At 64.7% G+C, this 18797-nt stretch carries 21 protein-coding genes and 1 tRNA gene; 9 read left to right on the top strand and 13 right to left on the bottom strand.

Features of this window, described 5'->3' with window-relative positions; genetic code table 11:
- The first annotated feature begins 25 nt into the window (after positions 1-25).
- Both CCR94_RS13985 and CCR94_RS13980 read left to right on the top strand, forming a co-directional pair.
- Positions 26-112, top strand: a tRNA-Leu gene (locus tag CCR94_RS13985).
- Positions 113-194: 82 nt separating this feature from the next.
- Positions 195-389 carry a hypothetical protein gene (locus CCR94_RS13980; protein ID WP_104508462.1) on the top strand — a complete coding sequence of 65 codons (195 nt, stop codon included), beginning with the start codon at positions 195-197 and terminating at the stop codon, positions 387-389.
- Positions 390-434: 45 nt separating this feature from the next.
- On the opposite strand, the gene CCR94_RS13975 is transcribed toward CCR94_RS13980, so the two are convergent.
- The 3 genes from CCR94_RS13975 to CCR94_RS13960 form a co-directional block, all read right to left on the bottom strand.
- Positions 435-1601: a hypothetical protein gene (locus CCR94_RS13975; RefSeq protein WP_104508461.1), complete on the bottom strand. Its 1167-nt coding sequence runs from the start codon at positions 1599-1601 to the stop codon at positions 435-437.
- Between the two features lie 1338 nt (positions 1602-2939).
- Positions 2940-3917, bottom strand: coding sequence for a DnaJ C-terminal domain-containing protein (locus CCR94_RS13965; protein WP_104508460.1), 978 nt, complete (start codon positions 3915-3917; stop codon positions 2940-2942).
- A 123-nt stretch (positions 3918-4040) separates the two neighbouring features.
- Positions 4041-4451 carry an RT0821/Lpp0805 family surface protein gene (locus CCR94_RS13960; protein ID WP_104508459.1) on the bottom strand — a complete coding sequence of 137 codons (411 nt, stop codon included), beginning with the start codon at positions 4449-4451 and terminating at the stop codon, positions 4041-4043.
- 130 nt (positions 4452-4581) lie between these two features.
- On the opposite strand from CCR94_RS13960, the gene pdxH reads away from it, so the two are divergent.
- From pdxH to CCR94_RS13940, 4 genes are all read left to right on the top strand, one after another.
- The gene (pdxH, locus tag CCR94_RS13955) at positions 4582-5196 is read left to right on the top strand and encodes a pyridoxamine 5'-phosphate oxidase (protein ID WP_104508458.1); all 615 of its coding nucleotides are present in this window, start codon (positions 4582-4584) and stop codon (positions 5194-5196) included.
- Positions 5193-5654, top strand: coding sequence for an NUDIX hydrolase (locus tag CCR94_RS13950; protein WP_244594074.1), 462 nt, complete (start codon positions 5193-5195; stop codon positions 5652-5654). The genes pdxH and CCR94_RS13950 overlap by 4 nt, the downstream gene beginning before the upstream one ends.
- Positions 5651-6223, top strand: a complete 573-nt coding sequence (locus CCR94_RS13945) for a TIGR02301 family protein (RefSeq protein WP_244594073.1) — start codon at positions 5651-5653, stop codon at positions 6221-6223. The genes CCR94_RS13950 and CCR94_RS13945 overlap by 4 nt, the downstream gene beginning before the upstream one ends.
- 126 nt (positions 6224-6349) lie before the next feature.
- Positions 6350-6610 carry a hypothetical protein gene (locus CCR94_RS13940; protein WP_104508610.1) on the top strand — a complete coding sequence of 87 codons (261 nt, stop codon included), beginning with the start codon at positions 6350-6352 and terminating at the stop codon, positions 6608-6610.
- 72 nt (positions 6611-6682) lie between these two features.
- Here the strand turns inward: CCR94_RS13940 and CCR94_RS13935 are convergent, their stop codons facing one another.
- Together CCR94_RS13935 and fabI are read right to left on the bottom strand one after the other, a co-directional pair.
- The gene (locus tag CCR94_RS13935; RefSeq protein ID WP_104508456.1) at positions 6683-7276 is read right to left on the bottom strand and encodes a histidine phosphatase family protein; all 594 of its coding nucleotides are present in this window, start codon (positions 7274-7276) and stop codon (positions 6683-6685) included.
- Positions 7277-7285: 9 nt separating this feature from the next.
- Positions 7286-8143 carry an enoyl-ACP reductase FabI gene (gene fabI / locus CCR94_RS13930; protein WP_104508609.1) on the bottom strand — a complete coding sequence of 286 codons (858 nt, stop codon included), beginning with the start codon at positions 8141-8143 and terminating at the stop codon, positions 7286-7288.
- A gap of 350 nt (positions 8144-8493) precedes the next feature.
- On the opposite strand from fabI, the gene CCR94_RS13925 reads away from it, so the two are divergent.
- The gene (locus CCR94_RS13925; protein ID WP_104508455.1) at positions 8494-9375 is read left to right on the top strand and encodes a hypothetical protein; all 882 of its coding nucleotides are present in this window, start codon (positions 8494-8496) and stop codon (positions 9373-9375) included.
- 16 nt (positions 9376-9391) lie between these two features.
- Here CCR94_RS13925 and CCR94_RS13920 read toward each other — a convergent pair whose 3' ends face one another.
- The 4 genes from CCR94_RS13920 to CCR94_RS13905 are packed head-to-tail and all read right to left on the bottom strand — an operon-like array spanning position 9392 to position 13937.
- Positions 9392-11017, bottom strand: a complete 1626-nt coding sequence (locus CCR94_RS13920; RefSeq protein ID WP_184421399.1) for an NAD(P)-binding protein — start codon at positions 11015-11017, stop codon at positions 9392-9394.
- Positions 11018-11026: 9 nt separating this feature from the next.
- Positions 11027-12073: a thiamine pyrophosphate-dependent enzyme gene (locus CCR94_RS13915; protein ID WP_244594072.1), complete on the bottom strand. Its 1047-nt coding sequence runs from the start codon at positions 12071-12073 to the stop codon at positions 11027-11029.
- 11 nt (positions 12074-12084) lie between these two features.
- Complete coding sequence (locus CCR94_RS13910; RefSeq protein ID WP_104508453.1) at positions 12085-13347, bottom strand: transketolase C-terminal domain-containing protein; 1263 nt, start codon at positions 13345-13347, stop codon at positions 12085-12087.
- An 11-nt stretch (positions 13348-13358) separates the two neighbouring features.
- The gene (locus CCR94_RS13905; protein ID WP_104508452.1) at positions 13359-13937 is read right to left on the bottom strand and encodes a 2-oxoacid:acceptor oxidoreductase family protein; all 579 of its coding nucleotides are present in this window, start codon (positions 13935-13937) and stop codon (positions 13359-13361) included.
- A gap of 731 nt (positions 13938-14668) precedes the next feature.
- On the opposite strand from CCR94_RS13905, the gene CCR94_RS13900 reads away from it, so the two are divergent.
- Positions 14669-15619, top strand: coding sequence for an alpha/beta fold hydrolase (locus CCR94_RS13900; RefSeq protein ID WP_104508451.1), 951 nt, complete (start codon positions 14669-14671; stop codon positions 15617-15619).
- A 4-nt stretch (positions 15620-15623) separates the two neighbouring features.
- Here the strand turns inward: CCR94_RS13900 and CCR94_RS13895 are convergent, their stop codons facing one another.
- The 4 genes from CCR94_RS13895 to CCR94_RS13880 all read right to left on the bottom strand — a co-directional run bounded on the left by CCR94_RS13895 (position 15624) and on the right by CCR94_RS13880 (position 17835).
- Positions 15624-16502 carry an SDR family oxidoreductase gene (locus tag CCR94_RS13895; protein ID WP_104508450.1) on the bottom strand — a complete coding sequence of 293 codons (879 nt, stop codon included), beginning with the start codon at positions 16500-16502 and terminating at the stop codon, positions 15624-15626.
- A gap of 519 nt (positions 16503-17021) precedes the next feature.
- Positions 17022-17147, bottom strand: coding sequence for a transglutaminase N-terminal domain-containing protein (locus tag CCR94_RS26670; protein ID WP_425332335.1), 126 nt, complete (start codon positions 17145-17147; stop codon positions 17022-17024).
- A gap of 120 nt (positions 17148-17267) precedes the next feature.
- Complete coding sequence (locus tag CCR94_RS13885) at positions 17268-17504, bottom strand: hypothetical protein (RefSeq protein ID WP_146090002.1); 237 nt, start codon at positions 17502-17504, stop codon at positions 17268-17270.
- A gap of 106 nt (positions 17505-17610) precedes the next feature.
- Positions 17611-17835: a hypothetical protein gene (locus tag CCR94_RS13880; RefSeq protein ID WP_104508448.1), complete on the bottom strand. Its 225-nt coding sequence runs from the start codon at positions 17833-17835 to the stop codon at positions 17611-17613.
- A gap of 552 nt (positions 17836-18387) precedes the next feature.
- Here CCR94_RS13880 and CCR94_RS13875 point away from each other — a divergent pair.
- Positions 18388-18621, top strand: a complete 234-nt coding sequence (locus CCR94_RS13875) for a hypothetical protein (RefSeq protein WP_104508447.1) — start codon at positions 18388-18390, stop codon at positions 18619-18621.
- The last annotated feature ends 176 nt before the right edge of the window (positions 18622-18797 follow it).

Here is an 18797-nt window from a genome sequence, read left to right as displayed (position 1 = left end):
GGGTCGTGCGCTAAAACGGTTTTGCGCGGGCGTGGCGAAATCGGTAGACGCAAGAGACTTAAAATCTCTCAGCCGCAAGGCTATGCCGGTTCAAGTCCGGCCGCCCGCACCATCGAAAGGGCGCCCGTCTCGCTGTTTAGCGAAGATTTCAGATTTTCGCGGTTTTCTCACCTGCGGAAACGGGGAGACGTCTCGTGGAAAGTTCAGGCGATTCGATAGATCTTGCCATCCTGCTGCCCGTGTTGCTCGGGGTGACGCTTATTTTGGGCTATGCCGTCCACATGGTCCTTCGCGACAAGGGGCTCGGCATCGTCGGCAATGGCGCGTTCCTGATGGTTGGTTTGTCCGCCGGCGGATTTTTCATGAGCTTCATCCAGTCGCATTTCTGAACGCCACCCGCCCCCGGGCGTCGTGCGCCAAGGGAGGGGACGGTGTCAGCGCAAATCCGTGAACGAGGACGGTTCGGCGTCGGGCGCGCGCGGCGGCGGCGCAAGTTTGACCTCGCCTTTCGCGGGCGCAACGACGGCGGGAGTCGCCGGCTCCGGGTCTTCATCGGCCCAGGGCGCGCGCAGGTAGGCGCGCCGGCTCGGCGCGGCTTCCGCGAATTCGACGCGTCCATCGGCCAGACGCGCATGGGCGCATTCCTCGGCGCGGCCGCCGGCCCGCGCGCTTTCCTCCGGGCTGAGATCGCGGCAGATCATTTCGCCCTGTCGGCGCCAGCCGCCAACCCAGAGGTTGACCGCCTGGCGCGTCGCGCGCGAGACTTCGAACAACAGCCCGTTGGGGGCGAAGAAGGTGGCGGCGCGGTCCTCGTCCTTGCGCTGGCGCAGCAAAAGGGCGCCAACAAAGCTGCGCCCGCTGGCGTTGCGGTCGCGGGTCCATTCGGAGCCGGGCTTGCCTTCGAGCAGCGGAACATAGCCTGGAAGTTTGCGGATATTGCCGCGCAGCAATCGCGCGTTCTGCGCCAGCCCCTCGACAGCGCCGATCGGCGCGCCATCGCTCATGCCGCGGATGCGATCCTGGAGCGTCTTGATCGAACCCTTGCGCAAGTCGTCGTTCAGGCGAACGGAGAGATGGAAGCATTCGCGCTTGTCGTCGCCCTGGCCGCGACACAGTTGATCGCCTTCGCGCGTCCACAGCCGCGCGTCGATCCTGGCGCCGCCGAACTCGCCGACGACCCCGCGCGGCGCGAAATAAAGGTAGCGCTTTTCGCCATCGGGTCGGGTGATTTCCAGAGTATTGTCGACAATGGTCGAGATCGCCGCGAACCGTCCGAGAATCTGAGGCGTGACCTCCTCGGGCGGCGGCGCCTTCTGCTTTTCCGCCTCCTCGGCCTTTTTCGCCATCTCCTCGCGCCGTTTCATCTCGGCGGCGGCGGAAGGGGGCGGCGCGTTGAGGGCGGCGCCCTTGGGCGCGGCCTCCTCGGACCCGTCATCCTGTAGAATGACCTCGTTGCCGCCGCCCACGCCCTTTTTCTTTTCCGGCTTGTGGTTGGCGAAAGCGAAAGCGCCAGGCGCCTTGTACTGCACGAACAGCCCGCCGACGAAGCCGGCCGCGATCAGCAAGCCGATGGCCCGAAGCTTGTAAGGATCTTCCTTCATGGCTCGATCTCAAGTCAACGCAATGGCGCCAATCTGGCGCCCACGGTTTAACGTCAGGTATATCGTGGCGCATCGAGGGGGCCGAAAAGGGCCGGACCTCGGATTTGGACCCGGCCAGGATCGCCGAAGGGGGCTGCTTTCCATTCCAAGACACCCGACTTCAGGGCGCGCCACGGCCGCCCGCAAGAGTTTCAGCCGTAATCCCGCGCGGCTCAGTATTGGGACGGGCCAGCTTCGACCCATCGCGCCGAGGCCTGTCCACCCACGACACTTGAACGCGCCGGCGCGACGGCTCGAAGCCGTCCAGTCGTCGTCTCGTTGCCGTTGGAGTCCCTCGTGGTGACTTGCGCGAAGGTCGCGATGCGGTTCGTTGCGGTCCTGCGGCATGAAGCTCCCGCCGGCGGGAGTCGCCTAACTCAACGGACGTTCCAGCAGCGAGAAGCACTCACACGCGTGACCCCTGAACGACCCTCAGTGTTGTTCAACGCATTTTCGGTTGTGCGGCGTAGAAAAATAAAGTAAAACAAGAGTTGCGCCGAGTAAATCTGAGCCGGCCGATTTTCAGTGATGAATACCAACGTCGCCTTAAGTCGAATAATGTTTCCACTTTAGCAGGCTGGCTGGCTCGAAAGCATACGTAAGTTGCTTGATTCAGCCACTTATTGGCTTAGAGAGACGGCGCCAAATATGGGATATGTCAATGAGTAATATTCGTTTTATCGCCGTTCTTCTTTCGTGCGTCGCGCTGACTGGAGTCCCCGCGACGGCCGGCGAGCGGCTGAATGATGGGTTGATGGGAGCAGGAGCCGGCGCGCTTGTCGGCGGACCCGTCGGGGCAGTCGCAGGAGGCACGATTGGCTACGTGGCGGGGCCAAGTATTTCCCGTGGATCAGGCCCTCATCATCGTCACCATCGTCAGCATCGCCGCCACATCCACCATTAAGCCGCGGCGGCAAGGTGTCGAACGCAAAGCGAGGCCGCCATTTGGCGGCCTTTCTTTTCCAAGAGTTTTCCGTCTCGTGAAGACGGAATGGTTTCAGGGATGACTTTTGATGGCGCGCCGCGCCGAGATGTTAACGACTGTCGAAAAACACGGATGCGCGGATTTCCGGTTATGCCGCATCCTTTCCGCTTTCCCGTTAGCCATCGACCGGTCTAGCTTCGACGCCGGCCCTTTGCTCGATTTCCGGTTACCGCCGCATTCGGATCGTCGCCGCCACAAGGTCATGGTCACATGTGGCGCATCGCCGCCGAGGCAGGCGCCGCCACCGCACCCATCTCAAGCGCCCGCATGCGTCAACCAAACAGCCGCGCGCACCACCCGCGCCGCCACCGCGCCTACTTCGCCAGCTCCACCCTCGGATCATATGGCTGCTTGGCCTGCATCTTCCTGGCCACCTCCTCCAATTCGGCCCAGCCGCCGTCGGGCAGGGTGATGCGCAGGGTGATCAGGAGGTCGCCGGCGGGCTGGCCGCCGGCCGCCGGCAGGCCCTTGCCGCGCAAGCGCAGCGTCTTGCCGGAATTGCTCTTGGGCGGCAGCGTCAGCTCGACCTTGCCGCCGAGCGTCGGCGCCTCCACCCGACCGCCGAGCACCGCCTCATAGAGCGTTACCGGCAAATCGAGCCTGATGTCGCGGCCGTCCACGCGGAAATGCGGATGTTTCTGGATATGGACGGTCACCAGCGCGTCGCCGGCCGGGCCGCCGCCGGGGCTGGGCTGGCCCTGGCCGCGCAGGCGGATCTGCTTGCCCTCCTCGACGCCGGCGGGAACATTGATCTCCAGCGTCTTGCCCGAAGGCGTCTGCACCCGCGCCTTGCCGCCGTGCAGGGCGGTTTCCAGCGAAACATGGGTGTCCAGCGCGATATCCGCGCCGGGCTGGCGCGCGCGCGCGCCAGGACCGGCGCCTGCGCCACGCGCCGCGCCGGGTCCGCCGCGTCCGAACAGGTCGGAGAAGATGTCGGCCGCGTCGAACGGCGAGCCGCCGCCGAAATTGAACTCGAAAGGATGCGCGCCCGGACCCGCGCCGCCGCCCGGGCCGCCGCCATGACCGCCGCGCCGGAACCCGCCGCCGGGAAAACCTTCAAAACCGCGCGGCTTGCCTTCGGCGTCGATCTCGCCGCGGTCGAAGGCGCCGCGCTTTTTCTCGTCGCCGAGGATTTCATAGGCCGAATTGACCTCGGCGAATTTGTCCTTGGCCTTGGGCTCGTTGGGGTTCTGGTCGGGATGGTGCTGCTTGGCGAGCTTGCGGAACGCCTTTTTCACATCGGCCTGCGAGGCGTCCTTTGCGACGCCGAGAATCTGATAGGGATCACGCATCTTTCAAAGCCCATTTTCTCGCCGGCCCTCAACGGCGCCGGCGGCATGTCTTTTGTCTGTTATGTGGTCTTGAACGCGGCCGGGCGCAAGGGGGTGCGTTTCTTGCGCGTCTCTTGCGCGCCTTCACGCGCCCTTGTGGATTTCGGACAGGGTCCACACGGCGTTCTTGTCGCGGCAGGCTGCGCCCGCCCGGCTCTTTGCGCCGGTCGCGGTCTCGAAGCGCGCGGAAAATTTGCGGCAGATCAGCCCATTTTCGGGATAGGCGAAGCCGACCGGCGTCACCAGCCCACGCGCCTTGGTCACCGGATTGTCCCAGCGCACCGCCGCGCCATTGCCCTGGGGATCGAGCGCGACGCCGAGCGCGCCCAGCGCCCGGTGCCGGTCCTCGGCGTCGAGCCCGGCGGGCAGGGCGGTTTTGGCCGGCGTCGCGGGCGCGCCGGCGACGGAGCCGGTCGCCTGCATGTCCACGTCGGGATTGAGCGGGTTGACCACGGAGCAACCCGACAGCGCCGCCAGCGCGAGACTTAACGCCATCGCGCGGCGGACCGCAAAAAAATGCAGCCCACGCTGTGGCGTTTTGCTAGGAAGGGGACGCGAACGTACAAGCAAGCAGGTGTAATCCGGGTACAGGTCCAGTTGCCGAACCGGACAAGGGCATCATCCAATGAACGCATTAACGGCAGGTAAGCATTTGCCCGAGCACGAGCCTTTTGGCCTGTTCGCGCGCTGGATGGAGGAGGCGCGGGCCAGCGAGATCAACGATCCCGAGGCCATGTGCCTGGCGAGCGTGGACGAAAACGGCATGCCCAACGCCCGGATGGTGCTGCTGCGCGGCTACGACGATCAGGGATTCGTCTTTTATACCAACAGGCAAAGCGCAAAGGGCGACGAATTGGCGGCGCGGCCGATGGCCGCCGGCGTGCTGCACTGGAAGAGCCTGCGCCGGCAGTTCCGCTTTCGCGGCGCGGTCGAGCACGTGACGGAAGCCGAATCGGACGCCTATTTCGCCGGTCGCCCCCGCGACAGCCGAATCGGCGCCTGGGCCAGCGCGCAGTCGCGCCCGCTGGAGAGCCGGTTCGCGCTGGAAAAGGCCGTCGCCGCGCAGGCCGCGCGCTTCGGCCTGGGCGACGTGCCGCGCCCGCCGCATTGGGGCGGCTATCGCATCCGGCCGGTGGAAATCGAATTCTGGACCGACAAGCCGTTCCGCCTGCACGAGCGCCTGTGTTACCGCCGCCCCGAGCCCCGCGGCGACTGGACCCGCGAGGCGCTGTATCCGTGAGTCAGGACGCCGTGAGCGCGCCGCGCCGTCACTATCCGGCACAGCCGGCCCTGGCCGTGAGCATAGCCGTGTTTCGCGACGGCAAGGTGCTGCTGGCGACCCGCACCGACGCGCCTTACGCGCAAAGGTACACGCTGCCCGGAGGCCTGGTCGAAACCGGTGAGACGCTGGAGGCGGCGGCCCTGCGCGAATTGCGCGAGGAAACCGGCGTGCTCGCGCGTATCTGCGCCTTCAACCGGCCGGTCGAGCACATCCAGCGCGATGGCGCCGGCCGGGTCGAGCGGCATTATGTCATCCTCTCCTTCGCGGCGCATTGGATCGCCGGGGAGGGGGAAACCAGCGCCGAGGCGGGCGAAATTTTATGGCGAAGCCCCGACGACCTTGCCGATCTCGCGCTCACGCCGAATCTGGCGGCCGTGGTCGCGGGCGCCCAAAAGCTGGTGGAGGCGAAGCCATGATGGCGCCTTGGCCGAAACTGGCGGTTTTTTGCGCTCTGGCCGCGTTGCTGGCGCCAGCGGAACCCGCGCGCGCGCAATTCTTTCAATTTTTCGACAACCGGCCGCCGCCGCCGCCCGTTTTGGCTCCACAGCGCCAGGCGATCCCGCGCAAGCCGCACAAGCCGCATAAAGCCGCGCCCGAAAAACGTCGCGCCCCCGTGGCCAAGCCCGAACCGCAAAAGCCGGCGCCCGCGACCGTGGTCGAGACGGCGCCGCCGTCCTATCAGCCGCAACTGCTGCGCCTGTCGGAAATCATGGGCGCGCTGGCGGCGCTCGATCCGCTCTGCGGCGAGGCGGCCGGCAAGAGCGACGAATCGGCCTGGCGCCAATCGATGCGCAAACTGATGGACTCGCAGGACGCCGGCCCGCTCCAGCGCGAGCGTCTCGCGGGTGCCTACAACCATGGCTTGCGCGGCTATGAATATTTCCACAGGCAATGCACGCCCGTCGCCGACCTCGCGCGGCGCCGTTTGCTGGAAGAGGGCGGGCGCCTGGCTCACGACATCACGACGCAATATAGCGAAAAATGATTTTAAACAATTGGTTGCATGGTTGGCGTCTTGTGAATGGCTTGGTCGGGCCGCGCGGACTGGCGTTAACCCTTTCTTAAGACCTTGCTCGCCACGGGCGCGTTTGGCGGTTAAGCTTTCCCCATGATGACCCCGCACGATACCGAAGATTACGTCGAACTCTCTGGCGCCGAGGATGAGCGTCGCGCGGCCTTGGCCTATGTCACCGAGGCATTGGCCGAAGCCATTCTCGCGGGGATCGAAAGCGAAAGTTTTGCGCACGCGGCTCTGTTCGCGGCCTTGCAGGAGCTGGTCGAAACCTATGGCGAGGAGGCGGTGGCCACCTTCGCCGGTCGCCTGCCGGACCGGATCGCCGCCGGCGAATTCACCATCGCCGTGAGACATTAGAGCACGTTCGGTGAACGCGCGTTCACCGAACTTGATCTTTGCAATGGCTGACGCTCACGGCGGCGAGACGTATTATATCCAGTCGAACCGTCCCGCCGAAAACACCAGCACCCGCCCCTGAAAAATGTCGGCGGTCGGGGCGCGCTCCACGCAGAGACCGCCGATGAGATGCATCAGCGCGCGGGCGACGCCGCCATGCGAAACGACCACTGAAGGCTCGTGCTGCGCGTCGAGCCAGGGCCGCAGTCTTTCCGTGAGATCGGCGTAGGATTCGCCGCCGGGGGGACGAAAACGCCATTTGTCGGCGTCGCGCGCCGCCGCGCCCTCCGGGTCCTCGGCGCAAACCTCCGGCCAGGTCTTGCCCTCCCAGCGTCCGAAGGTGAATTCCCTGAGTCGCGCGTCGAAAACGACGCCCTCGGCGGGCAGCCCAAGTTCCTTGCGCGCGAGAAACATGGTTTCGCGGGTGCGCGCCAGCGGCGAGGCCTGCCAGCACAGGGCCGCGGGGTCCAGGCCCCGGGAGGACAGGATTTTCTTCAGCTTGCGCCCGGCTTGCGCCGCCTGTTGGCGGCCGAGCGCGTTGAGGTCGATGTCCTTCTGGCCTTGCAGCCGCCCTTCCGCGTTCCAATCGGTTTCGCCGTGACGCAGGAAGAACAGCGGCGGCGTCATCGGCGCGGCTCAGTCCTTGCCGCGCACGATTTCGCCGATGTCGGGCGCCTTGGGGTTCTTCATGCCGACGACATGATAGCCGGCGTCGACGTGGAGGATTTCGCCGGTGACGCCGCGCGCCATCGGCGACAGCAGGAACACCGCGCTCTCGCCGACTTCGTCGATGGTCACGGTGCGGCGCAGCGGCGCGTTATATTCGTTCCACTTCAGGATATAGCGGAAGTCGCCGATGCCCGAGGCCGCCAGGGTCTTGATCGGCCCGGCGGAAATGGCGTTCACCCGAATGGCCTTCTCGCCCAGATCCGCGGCGAGATAGCGCACGCTGGCCTCCAGCGCGGCCTTGGCGACGCCCATCACATTGTAATGCGGCATCCATTTCTCGGCGCCGTAATAGGTCAGGGTCAGCAGGGACCCGCCGGTCTTCATCAGCTTTTCGGCGCGCTGCGCCACCGCAGTGAAGGAATAGCAGGAGATCGCCAGCGAAGTGGTGAAGTTTTTCTCGCTGGTGTCGACGTAGCGGCCGGTCAGTTCGTCCTTGTCGGAAAAGGCGATGCAATGGACGACGAAGTCCAGCCCGCCCCAAAGCTTTTCGACTTCGGCGAAGACATGGTCGATCGATGCGCCATCGGTGACGTCGCATTCGCCGACCACATGGGCGTCGAGTTCGGCCGCCAGCGGGCGCACCCGGCGCTCCAGCGCCTCGCCCTGGTAGGTCAGGGCGATTTCGGCGCCGGCGAGGCGGGCGGCCTTGGCGATGCCCCAGGCGATCGAGCGGTTGTTGGCGAGGCCCATCACCAATCCGCGCTTGCCGCGCAAGACCCCCGATTGAACGGCGAGGGTGGCGGGTTCCTCAGTAATTATCGTCATGAACAATCCTGTGTTTCGCTTGCGGCGACGTCGCGGCCATATTGGCACGCCGAACCTTTTCTTGGCTCGTCGGACACTGTCTTGGTCCGCCGAAGCCGGCTTTCGGCCGATTCGCCGCAATGCATCCACAATTGCGCTTGGGGGCATTTACCCGCGCCCGACGCCGGAAGCAAGAGCGCCACGCGCCAAGCCTGTGGATCCCTGAGCGCGCGGAATCCGTTGATAAACCGGAACAAGGCGCTTGGGCGTCTGGCGGTGACGTACGGAACAGTTTACGATATATTAATATATTGTGAACCGTCCCGACGCCAATCCCTTGGCAAAGCGGGATAAAGCCGGAGGGGGTCGCCATGCAAGAGACCGTCGCCAAGCATGAGACCGCAGCCAAGCATGAGACCGCAGCCAGTCTGACGCCAGCGCTGCGGCGCTGCGCCCACGCCCTGCTCGGCCGCTGGCCGGTGGCGGAGGCGCGCGCCGGCGCCCGGAGCCGCGCGGACCAGGACGCGGACGATCTCGCGCACGAGGCCTTGCTGAGCTTCTGGCGCGCTGGCCTGTTGGCGCGGGAGGGCGGGGCGTTGCAACCGCCCGGTGCGCTTCGGCTGGCGCTGCTGCGCTGCCTGACCCGGCTCGCGCGGGAGTTTTCGCGGCGCGAAGCGGACTTCGCCCTGTTCGAGGAGACCGAGGCTTCCGGCGGCTTCCAGCGCGACGCGCGTCACTCTCCCTGGTCGCCCGAAGCGCGGGCGCTGCCGCGCCTGCCGTTCGAATCGCGCGCCGTGCTGGCGCTGGCGACGCTTGAACGCCTGGATTACGCGGACATCGGCGCCGTGCTCGACATGACCGGGGCGCAGGCGCTGATCCGGCTGGCGCGCGCGCGGGCCGAACTGGCGAGCGCGTTGACGGGCGTCCCCCAGCCGCATCTGCGGGCCGCCTCCAGCTTATGCGAAGCCGACCTGCACGGTTACGCCGACGATCTGCTGGAGCCGTCGCGGCGCGCCGAAGTCGAGGCGCTGCTGCAACGGGATGGCGAAGCCGCGCGACGCGCGGCGGAATGGCGCCGGGGCGCCGAACGGCTGCGCGGCGCCTTCGCGGCGCTGGAGGCCGAACCTCTGCCGGCGACGCTGGATTTCAACCCGCCGGCGCCCGCCGCGCGCCGCCGCGCCGCGCGAAAACCCTGGCAGGGTCTGTTTGGCTGGTTGTCCGGCGCGCAGCGTCCCGTGATCGCCGCGCACTGAGGGTTGGGGCGCCCGATCAGATTTCCTCCGGCTCCATGCGAATTGCGCCGCAGGGGCATTCGCTGGCGCAGACGCCGCAGCCCTTGCAGAAATCGTAGTTGAACTTGAAGCCGTTGCCGGGACCGAGCTTGATCACGGCATTGTCCGGGCAGACGCCATAGCAATTGTCGCATTCGAAGCAATTGCCGCAGGACAGGCAGCGCCGCGCCTCGTAAAGCGCATTGCTTTCGTCGAGGCCCGCCACCACTTCCTCGAAGGTCGAGGAGCGCCGCGCCAGCTCCAGCGTGGGCCGCACGGTTTTGGGCGCCTCGCCATAATACCAGGCGTTCAGCTTTTCGAACGAGGCGAGTTCATGTTTCGGCGCCGGCGCATAGACTTCGCCGCGCAAAAAAGCGTCGATGTTGCGCGCGGCCTTCTTGCCGTGGCCGACCGCCACGGTGACGGTGCGCTCCGAGGGCGCCATGTCGCCGCCGGCGAACACGCCCGCGGCGCCGGTCATCATGTTGGCGCCGACCTGAACCACGCCCTTCTCGATCTTCAACCCCTCGACGCCATTGAGCAGCGACAGATCCACATCCTGCCCGAGCGCCAGCACCACGGAATCGGCTTCCAGCGTTTCCAACTCGCCGGTCGGCTGCGGGAAGCCTTTTTCGTCGAGCACCATTTTTTCAACGGTGAGGGAGCCGGCCTCGACGTTCTTGATGGTCGAGAGCCATTTCATCATGACGCCTTCTTCCAGCGCCTCCTCCAGCTCGAAATCATGCGCCGGCATTTTTTCGCGGGTGCGGCGATAGACGATGATCGCCTCCTCGGCGCCAAGGCGTTTGGCTGTGCGCGCGACATCGAGCGCGGTATTGCCGCCGCCATAGACGACGACGCGGCGTCCGAGCAGCGGCCGATCCTCGCCCTCCATCGAGGCCAGCACCTGCACGGCGTCGAGCACCTTGGCGGCCTCGCCGGCGGGAATGTAAGCGCGCTTGGCGATATGGGCGCCCACCGCGAGGAAGGCGGCGTCGAAGCCGCCCTCGCGCATGGTCGCCCGCAAGTCGGACACCTTGCAATCATACTCGATGGCGACGCCAAGCGCGACGATGCGCGCGACTTCGGCGTCGAGCGTCTCACGCGGCAGGCGATATTTGGGAATGCCGAAGCGCATCATGCCGCCGGGCGCCGGTCCCGCCTCCTTGATGGTCGGCGAATGGCCCAGCATTGCCAGATGATAGGCGGCCGACAGCCCCGCCGGCCCGGCCCCGACGACCAGAACCTTCTTGCCGCTCTTCGCTGTCGGCGGCGCAAAAGCCCAGCCCTTGGCGATGGCCATGTCGCCCAAAAAACGCTCGACCGAATTGATGCCCACGCTGGCGTCGATCCCCGCGCGATTGCACGCGGTTTCGCACGGGTGGTAGCAGACGCGCCCCATCACCGCCGGTAGCGGATTGTTTCGCGTCAGCGCCCGCCACGCGCCCTCGTAATCGCCGGCTTCGGCCAGCGACAGCCAGCCCTGGATGTCCTCGCCGGCCGGACAGGCATGGTTGCAGGGCGGCAGGCGATGGACATATTCGGGCCGAAACGTGCGCCACGAGCCGGTATGATTGGCGAGCGACGAGCCAACGTCGAGAGTGACGGCGAAATCATGATCCATGATGTGTCCTCACACTTCTTCGTCATCGCCAAGCAGGCCATATTCGGCGATATGGGCGTCGCAGATCGCCTGTATCCGCGCCACGCGGGGATCGTCCACGCCGCCGCGAAACAGATGCGCATAGCGTTTCTGCAATTTCAGATATTCTCGCACCGGAATCTGTTTCCTGATTTTTCGCGCATGGGTGACGCGGCCATGTTCGGCCTCGAAAATCGGATACAGCCCGCATTCCACCGCGAACCGCGCCAGCTTGATGGTGTCGCAGGACGGCGCGCCCCAGCCGAGCGGGCAGGGGACGTTGATCTGGATATAGCGCGCGCCGTGGATCGCCATGGCCTTGACGACCTTGCGTTCGAGATCGTGCAGATCGGCGACCGTCGCGGTGGCGACATAGGGAATGTTGTGGGCGACGGCGATTTTCGGCACGAATTTGCCGGTGCCGAACACATTGCCCGGCTCCGGCCCCAGCGCCGGCGTGGTGGCGGTGCGCGCCGCCGGCGGCGTGGCGGAGGAGCGCTGCACGCCGGTGTTCATGTAGCCTTCGTTGTCGTAGCAGATGTAGAGCACGTCGTCGTTGCGCTCGAACATGCCGGACAGGCATTGAAAGCCGATGTCGGTGGTGCCGCCGTCGCCGCCTTGCGCGATCACGCGCGTCTTTTTGCCCTTCACCCGCATGGCCGCCGCGACGCCGGTCGCCACCGCCGCGGCATTGCCGAACAGCGAGTGCAGCCAGGGCAATTGCCAGGAGGTTTCGGGGTAGGGCGTGGTGAACACCTCCAGGCAGCCGGTGGCGTTGACGGCGATCAGATCGTTGCCGCTCGCGCGCATAGCGGCGTCGATGGCATAGCGCGCGCCCAGCGCCTCGCCGCAGCCCTGGCAGGCGCGATGGCCAGACGTCAGCGCGTTGCTGCGCGCCTGCGAGGCCTGCACGGAACGCTCGCCCTCCGAAATCAGCCTGTTGCCGACGGTGAACGTGCCCTTTTGGTAAAACTTCAGTTTTTGCTGCGCTTCGTCTGGAGCGAGCGCGGGAACATCGGTCATTTGGACGTCTGTCATGGCGCTCTCCTTCAATCCTGCGGCAATTGGCTGGTCAGCGCGAGCTGGCGCAAAATATTCTCGGCGGTCGAACCGGAACGGCGGACTTTTCGCACACGATGAATCTCGCGCCCGACGACCCGGTCGTTGAGATCGAGGAAATGCGGGCCTTCCCACGGGTCCGTGACCGCCGTCTCGAACAGGCGGCGCAAGCTGTCGCGCGGGATCGGCCGGCCGCCGAGACCGGCGATGGCCGAATGCAGCCGGGGCCGCTTTTCCAGATTGCGCAAGGCGCCCTCGATATTGTCGGCGAGCGCCCCGCCGACGCCGACGGCGATGCTTTTCTCCACCACCACGACATCCTTGGCTTCAGCCAAAACCTCGCCGAGCGCCTCTACCGGGAAAGGCCGGAACGACACGAGACAGACCACGCCGATCTTGACGCCGTCCTCGCGCATTTCGTCCACGGTGTCCTTGATGGTGCCGCAGATCGACCCCATGGCGACGACAACCGTCTCGGCGTCCTCGATCCGGTAGGTTCGCAGCAACCCGCCCGTCGCCCGTCCGAAAATCTTGCCGAGTTCGGCGGAGAAGGCGGGGATCAGGCGCAAAGCCTGCCGTTGCTTGTAATGGGCGAGAAAGCGCACTTCGGTGAAAGCCTCGGGGCCGACCATGGCGCCGATGGAGGCGGGATTCTCGGGGTCGAGCACCTGCACCGGATCGTAGGGCGGCAGGAAGGCGTCCACTTGCGCCTGCTCGGGAATATCGATCCGCTCGAAGGCGTGGGTGAGGATGAACCCGTCGACGCAGACCATCACCGGCATGGACAATTCCTCGGCGAGGCGGAAGGCGAGGATGTGCAGGTCCACCGCCTCCTGGTTGGTTTCGGCGAAAAGCTGAATCCAGCCGGCGTCGCGCATCGACATGGCGTCGGAATGGTCGTTCCAGATGTTGATCGGCGCGCCAATGGCCCGGTTGCCCAGCGTCATGACGATGGGCAGGCCGAGGCCGGCGGCGTTATAGACGGCTTCGGCCATGAACAGCAGGCCTTGCGAGGCCGTGGCGGTATAGGCGCGGGCGCCGGCGGCGGAGGCCCCGATCGCCACCGAAAGCGCCGCGAACTCGCTCTCGACATTGATGAATTCGCAATTTTCCAATTCGCCGGATTTCACCAGTTCGCCGAGTCCCTCGACGATATGGGTCTGGGGCGTGATCGGATAGGCGCAGATCACTTCGGGACGGCACAGCGCGATCGCCTCGGCCATCGCGTGCGAACCTTCGATTTGCTTGAGCATAGCCGCTCCCCTCACGCCGCCGTGGCGCGTTCCTGAGCCATTACGAGATCGTATGCGTCCTGCGCGGCGGCGATATTGGCCTCGCCGATTCGTCCCGGAAAGGTTTCCGCGATGGCGCGCTTGACGCTGTCGAAATGAACGAGGCCGGTCAGCGCGGCGAAGGCGCCGAGAAGCGCGGCGTTGGGCGCGGCGCGCTTGACGTGTTTCAGCGCCAGATCGGTCGCCGGCACGATGACGGCATGGCCCGCCGGCAATTTTTCGACGATGGCGCCCAAATGCAGATCATCGAACGTCTTGTTGGTGTTGACCAGCAAAAAGCCGTTTTCCCGCAGGCCGGAAAACACGTCCATCACCTTCAGCAGGGTGGGATCCTGCAAAACCAGGCAATCCGGATCCTGGACCGGCTCGCGCAGCCGGATTTCCCGGTCGGCGATGCGGCAAAAGGCGATGACCGGCGCGCCCATGCGCTCCGAACCGAAGCTGGGAAAAGCCTGAGCGTGGCGCCCCTCAATGAAAGCGGCGACCGACAGCATTTCCGCCCCGGTGACCACGCCCTGGCCGCCACGGCCGTGAATACGAACCTGGAACATTCCGCCTCCCCCCGTTCGACGACATTTCGTCGCCGAATTTATATCATTTTTGATTGGCGCCATTATATCGTCCAAGACGGGCCGTGTCGCCTTGATATCCCGCAAATGGCGCGCGCCCGGTTCGCCACGCCCTGTTCACCGCGCCCTCGCGAAATTGCGTTGCTTAACAGCGCGTCGATCCCGGCTTGTGAAAATCGGGCATCAATGTGGACTGTCCGAACTGTCATCGCAAGAGACCAGCGCCCAACATATTTCCTTGCGGAACCTTACCAAAGGGTGACGGCGCCAATCGCCATCGCAGCCGGATTGAACAGGCGCGACGCCTGCTGATCTGGCTTTTCTCCAAGGCAAGCCCGTCCGTCTTCGGCATGCGAAACACTTCCTCGATGCGCCAGCGCAAGCGATAGAACCTGATCGCTTCGCGGGCCGTCGTCACGCGTCAGCAAACTTGTCGCAATTCCGGTTGGGCTACGCCCGCCCTCCATCGCGACAAACGCGCGGCAATCCGCTAGAACCAAACCCGGAAGAACACCAGTTATCTTTCGCGGGAAACTGTTCAGACAACCGGGGCCAGCTCTATCAGGGATGGCTCAGCGTTGGGGAGGACCTCGCCGTCAGGGAACTCATGACGAGGCCAAGCATTGCCTTTTCGTGGTGAACCTACGATGCTCGGAGCAGTGCTATTAATATTTGCCCGCCGCGCGCCGCGCCTGAAAGCTGGGAGACGTTTGATGAATGAAATTGCCATCGAGAAATCGACTGTAGAGGGTAAGACCTACCCGAAGTTGCCGAATCCGCTGTCGGGCCATCGCACCGACATCAACGGCGCCGCCGGACGGATCGCCATCTACAGCGCCGGCGGCGCCGAGGGCGTCGCCCCGTTGCTGCTGATCCACAGCATCAACGCCACCCCGTCCGCCTACGAGGTCAAGCCGCTGTTCGATCACTACGCCGGGAAGCGGCCGGTCTACGCGCTCGATCTGCCGGGTTTCGGCCAGTCCGACCGCAGCGACCGCGCCTACAGCGTCAAGCTCATGACCGACGCAATTCACGCCGCGGTCGAGGAGATCGGCCGCCGCCATGCCGGCGCGGTCGACGCCTTGGCGCTGTCATTGTCGTGCGAGTTTCTCGCCCGCGCCGCGCTGGAGCGGCCCGCCAGTTTTCGCACCCTGGCGTTCATTAGTCCGACCGGCTTCGAAGGTGTTCCGCGCGACGACGCCCGCGGCGGCAATCGCGGGATGCCCTGGCTGCGCGCGGCGCTCAATGTCCCGCTTTGGAGCCACGGCCTGTTCAACGCGCTGACCAGCCGATCCAGCATCAAGTTCTTCCTGAAGAAGACCTTTGGCTCGCAGGATTTCGACCAGGGGATGTGGGACTACGCCTACCTCACCACCCATCAGCCGGGCGCGCGCTACGCGCCCTATGCTTTCGTCTCTGGCTATCTGTTCAGCAAGGACGCGCTGCTTCTGTATAAGCGCCTGACCCATCCGGTCTGGATGGCGCATGGCGTGCGCGGGGATTTCGTCGACTACCGCCACGAAACTCAAGTCCAAGGCCGCGCCAATTGGCGTTTCAACGTGTTTCCCACGGGCGCTTTCCCGCATTTCGAAAGGCTCGACGCCGTCACCAGCGCCTATGACGGCTTCCTGAAGCCCCATGACGAAGCGGCCGGCGGCAATTGATTTGTCAACCGCTCGCGCCGCCGGACTGGAGGCCCGTCAGCTCCTCGCTGATGCGCCACAGCCGGCGGTTGGCTTCGGGGTCTCGCGCCTGGGCGGGCGCCGGAATCGTCTTGCGGTCGCCGAAATATTGCCCGCTCACGTCCGCAAGTTCCGGCGCCGTGGCGACATAGAGCACGCGGCGCGCCGCCTGCGCGGCGGAAGGGATCGCCCAGCCCAATAGTCGGGCGACAAGCTTCCAGAAGAGGTTTTGGGCGCCGTCGGTCCCACCCAGGTTCGAATTGAAGACGCCCGGGAAAACGCAGTTGACGGTCACGCCGCCGCCCCGGAGCCGGCGCGCCAGTTCAAAGGTGAAATGCAGGTTGCCGAGTTTGGATTGGCCGTAAGCCTGCATCATGCGGTAGGGGCGCCGACTCCAGTTCAGGTCGTCAAAGTCCATCGCCGTGTTCATGCGCGTGCCGACGTTCACGATCCGCGCCGGCGCGCTCGCCTTGAGCAGGTCGAGCAGCAGGTTGGTGAGGAGAAACGGGCCGAGATGGTTCACAGCCAGCGCGGATTCGATGCCGTCGGGGCTGAGCCGCCGCTCGGGGAAGGCCGTGCCGGCGTTGTTCACCAGCACATGCAGATGCTCGAAACGTTCGCGCAAAGCTTGCGCCAGGGCGCGGATCGCCGACTGGTCCGCCAGATCGGCGACGAAAAGATGCAGATCGTCGTTGCCCGTGGCGGCGCGGATTTCCTCCAGCGCCAACGCGCCCCGCGCGCGGTCGCGCGCCACCAGACCAACGCGCATGCCCTGCGCCGCCAAAGCCATGGCGATGGCTTTGCCCAGGCCCGAGTTGGCTCCTGTGACCAGAGCGGTTCTTTTCCCCTCGGCGCTTGATGTCATCGTTTCTTCCTTTGCTCATGTGGGGGGTGACCCGGCCGCCGTTGTGCGGCTCTTGAGCAGCTTTATGAGAGATGGACAATGCTGCAACACGTCCGATCGCGGACTCGCGTGTGAGGGATTGACCAAGACCGCCCGCCGAATGCCGGCAGGGGTTGTCTCTTTCATGCGGCGAAGCGCGCGTCGCCCACGAAACTTTCAGGCGTAACGGCGACCGACGCCGACATGCCCGCAAGCGTCCGCTCGGGTCGCGATATTGCCGCACCGCCAATGCCCCGGGGTCGCTCCACTCGTCGCGCGTATACAGCAACGGATAGGAAATCGCCGATGCGGCGATATCGAAAGCAGGCCAGAGTTCGGCATCGAGCTGGAGTTCGACAAAACTGTCGATGCCGAGAGGTCGGTCATGTGTTGAAACGTCGCTGTCGCCACGGCATTGCCGAACACGTCCCGCGCCTGCGTGACCGAGGCGGTCGGCTCGATCGTCAGTTCGTTCGAAACCAAGCGGAGGTCCCGGCTCTCTCAGGGACGAAGCATAAGACGATGCGGTCCAAGACTCGCCGGATGTCGGTAGCGACAGGTTGTCCGGTGATGAATTTTCAGATGGTTTGACGAGCAAAACGCGAAAGTCTGGAAGACGGGAGCCATTCGATCGACTCCCGCGGCCTTCCGATCGCCGTGTGATCTTGATTTTGCATGTCTTGGATTCCTCGGGGACCGGCGTTTGCTTTAGGCGCGGATTTCGTTCGCCGCGACCTCAAGCCGCCGCTACTCGGCGGCGCCGGGCTTCGGCGGAGCGGCAGGTTTTTCAGGAGCGCCGGGATTGTCCCTGACGCTGCGAAATGCCGTCGCCGGCCAGGACAAGGCCTCAGGCAGGTCCGCCACGATGCGGTCGACGAATTGTGACGCGGGGGCGGTGTTCCAGTTTGCCTTGATCGTCGGCGCCAGCGTGACGCCAACGCCGACAAGATAAGCAATCACTAGGAGGGTGAAAATCAAACGCATGGAGAACTCCTTCACGGCGCCGGATACCGTCGGCGGCGGTCGCCGCCCTTGCCAACGGGCGACTGGACCAGAAACCCGAGTGGTTTAGGCGGGCGGCGGCGCCGGATCAGATGCGACGTTGGTTGGATTCATGGATATCGGCGGCGCGCCGGCTGGCCATTTTGACATGGACGGACCGCAGCAGGCCGTTGTGCCGGTGGCTTCGGTCCTCGACCCATGCGGCAATGTCGCCAAGCGTCGATCCGGATGGAAGGCCAAGCGCGATGGATTTGTTCGCGAAGACGACGCGCAAGCGCGGTTCGCCCGCCAGAGCCGCATGATGAAACTGCATGTTCGTCCTCCATCGCTTGTCGCATGACAGACGGCCAAGCGGAAGGCGTCGCTTTTAAGGCGAGTGCTTCTTAGGCCGACTGGGCGCCGTTCGAACAGGCCTGGGGCGGTTCGGTGTTCGCCTGTGAAAAAGGGTAGCGGCCAGGATATCGCTTCAACAGGATCGGAAACTACTCAAGGTTGAGACGCAACGTCCGGTCGAAATCGGCGGGCGCGTTTCAGAGCGGATGGACGAGAACATCGCCACGCGAAAGCCCGGCCCCTTCATGTCGGGCGCAGCTTCACGTTCGCTCATCGACACGCCGTTGCAAACGAGGGCTGTGCAAGAAAATAGGTAAATTCCGAACCTGCCCCGCATCTGTAAAATATTGATATTCTGCAATGTTGGTGCAAGACGGACACGAAGATATTCATCGCGGGACAATTAAATCGATGTCTGCGGCGAATATTCAGAGCGGACTCATTGGCGGTTTCATTCCGCGTTTGAGTGGTTCATTCGATCTCCGTCAAATCATCCCGCCAAGCTGCCCTCGATTTCTAAAGGAGATCGTAAATGTCAATCCGACTTCAAATCTCGATCCTCGTCTATGTCATGGTCCAGGCCGTCGTTTTTGGCGCCGGTGTTGTCTTGGTGCTGGCAACGCCGCTGTCGGCTTTCGCGATGCATTTGATGCCTTGGGTCGTGGGCGTCAGCGCCATCGCTTCAGCGCCCGTGTCGTGGTGGATAGCGCCGCGTATGCGTTCGCGTTTCCAACGTCAGACGGCGTCGCAGTTGCCGGCTGAGTAAACGGCAATTCAACACTGACTGGGCGTGTGCGCTTGGCTGCTTTGAACCGCGCCGGGTTTGCCGGAGGCCATTTTGTTCAAATCAGGCCGCGATGGCGGTCTGATTTAGCGAGGCGTAGTAACGCGCCTCGGCCTCGGCTGGCGGGATGTTGCCGATCGGCTCCAGCAGCCTGCGGT

Origin of the sequence: Rhodoblastus sphagnicola, from assembly GCF_002937075.1 — a bacterium.
GTDB classification, from domain to species: domain Bacteria; phylum Pseudomonadota; class Alphaproteobacteria; order Rhizobiales; family Beijerinckiaceae; genus Rhodoblastus; species Rhodoblastus sphagnicola.
The sequence above is the reverse complement of the archived record's forward strand: the minus strand, read 5'-3'. Positions and strand labels throughout refer to the sequence as shown.

Coding starts and splice junctions, on each gene's coding strand:
- CCR94_RS13975 (WP_104508461.1), bottom strand. CDS start 1,601: ATGAAGGAAGATCCTTACAAGCTTCGGGCCATCGGCTTGCTGATCGCG.
- CCR94_RS13965 (WP_104508460.1), bottom strand. CDS start 3,917: ATGCGTGATCCCTATCAGATTCTCGGCGTCGCAAAGGACGCCTCGCAG.
- CCR94_RS13960 (WP_104508459.1), bottom strand. CDS start 4,451: ATGGCGTTAAGTCTCGCGCTGGCGGCGCTGTCGGGTTGCTCCGTGGTC.
- pdxH (WP_104508458.1), top strand. CDS start 4,582: ATGAACGCATTAACGGCAGGTAAGCATTTGCCCGAGCACGAGCCTTTT.
- CCR94_RS13945 (WP_244594073.1), top strand. CDS start 5,651: ATGATGGCGCCTTGGCCGAAACTGGCGGTTTTTTGCGCTCTGGCCGCG.
- CCR94_RS13940 (WP_104508610.1), top strand. CDS start 6,350: ATGACCCCGCACGATACCGAAGATTACGTCGAACTCTCTGGCGCCGAG.
- CCR94_RS13935 (WP_104508456.1), bottom strand. CDS start 7,276: ATGACGCCGCCGCTGTTCTTCCTGCGTCACGGCGAAACCGATTGGAAC.
- fabI (WP_104508609.1), bottom strand. CDS start 8,143: ATGACGATAATTACTGAGGAACCCGCCACCCTCGCCGTTCAATCGGGG.
- CCR94_RS13925 (WP_104508455.1), top strand. CDS start 8,494: ATGCAAGAGACCGTCGCCAAGCATGAGACCGCAGCCAAGCATGAGACC.
- CCR94_RS13920 (WP_184421399.1), bottom strand. CDS start 11,017: ATGGATCATGATTTCGCCGTCACTCTCGACGTTGGCTCGTCGCTCGCC.
- CCR94_RS13915 (WP_244594072.1), bottom strand. CDS start 12,073: ATGACAGACGTCCAAATGACCGATGTTCCCGCGCTCGCTCCAGACGAA.
- CCR94_RS13910 (WP_104508453.1), bottom strand. CDS start 13,347: ATGCTCAAGCAAATCGAAGGTTCGCACGCGATGGCCGAGGCGATCGCG.
- CCR94_RS13905 (WP_104508452.1), bottom strand. CDS start 13,937: ATGTTCCAGGTTCGTATTCACGGCCGTGGCGGCCAGGGCGTGGTCACC.
- CCR94_RS13900 (WP_104508451.1), top strand. CDS start 14,669: ATGAATGAAATTGCCATCGAGAAATCGACTGTAGAGGGTAAGACCTAC.
- CCR94_RS13895 (WP_104508450.1), bottom strand. CDS start 16,502: ATGACATCAAGCGCCGAGGGGAAAAGAACCGCTCTGGTCACAGGAGCC.
- CCR94_RS26670 (WP_425332335.1), bottom strand. CDS start 17,147: ATGGCTCCCGTCTTCCAGACTTTCGCGTTTTGCTCGTCAAACCATCTG.
- CCR94_RS13885 (WP_146090002.1), bottom strand. CDS start 17,504: ATGCGTTTGATTTTCACCCTCCTAGTGATTGCTTATCTTGTCGGCGTT.
- CCR94_RS13880 (WP_104508448.1), bottom strand. CDS start 17,835: ATGCAGTTTCATCATGCGGCTCTGGCGGGCGAACCGCGCTTGCGCGTC.
- CCR94_RS13875 (WP_104508447.1), top strand. CDS start 18,388: ATGTCAATCCGACTTCAAATCTCGATCCTCGTCTATGTCATGGTCCAG.